General features: G+C 50.9%; 1 pseudogene. It reads right to left on the reverse strand.

Features of this window, described 5'->3' with window-relative positions:
* Positions 1–753 (reverse strand): annotated as a pseudogene (locus tag EHW67_RS20415) (hypothetical protein); the annotation flags it as partial.

Genomic DNA, 753 nt, shown 5'->3' on the forward strand with positions numbered 1-753 from the left:
TACCCACTGCATCCGTAACCAATACCTTGTCGTTACCTCCACTTAGTATATTTTCTGTCTGAACCGCATCGTCGGCCAATTTTGCATTGGTAACAGCATCGTCACCCAATTTCACGGTGGTCACCGCCCCATCGGCCAGTTTGGCCGTTACTATGGAAAGGTCCTCTACCCTAAAGGGGTCCGCAGCAGTACCTACACCGGTAATCGTTACCTGGTCCGCAATGGCATCAAAGCTGGACCTGTCTACCCAGGCCACAGTACCCACTGCATCCGTAACCAATACCTTATCGTTACCTCCACTTAATATATTTTCTGTCTGTACCGCATCGTCCGCCAATTTTGCATTGGTAACAGCATCATCACCCAATTTCACGGTGGTCACCGCCCCATCGGCCAGTTTGGCCGTAACTATGGAAAGGTCCTCTACCTTGAAAGGATCCGCAGCAGTACCTACACCGGTAATCGTTATCTGGTCCGCAATGGCATCAAAGCTGGACCTGTCTACCCAGGCCACAGTACCCACTGCATCGGTAACCAACACCTTGTCGTTACCACCACTTAGTATATTTTCTGTCTGTACCGCATCGTCGGCCAATTTTGCATTGGTAACAGCATCGTCACCCAATTTCACGGTGGTCACAGCGCCATCAGCCAGTTTGGCCGTTACTATGGAAAGGTCCTCTACCTTGAAAGGATCCGCAGCAGTTCCTACACCGGTAATCGTTACCTGGTCCGCAATGGCATCAAAGCTGG

It is taken from the genome of Arenibacter aquaticus (assembly GCF_003957295.1).
In the GTDB taxonomy this organism is placed as follows: Bacteria; Bacteroidota; Bacteroidia; order Flavobacteriales; family Flavobacteriaceae; genus Arenibacter; species Arenibacter aquaticus.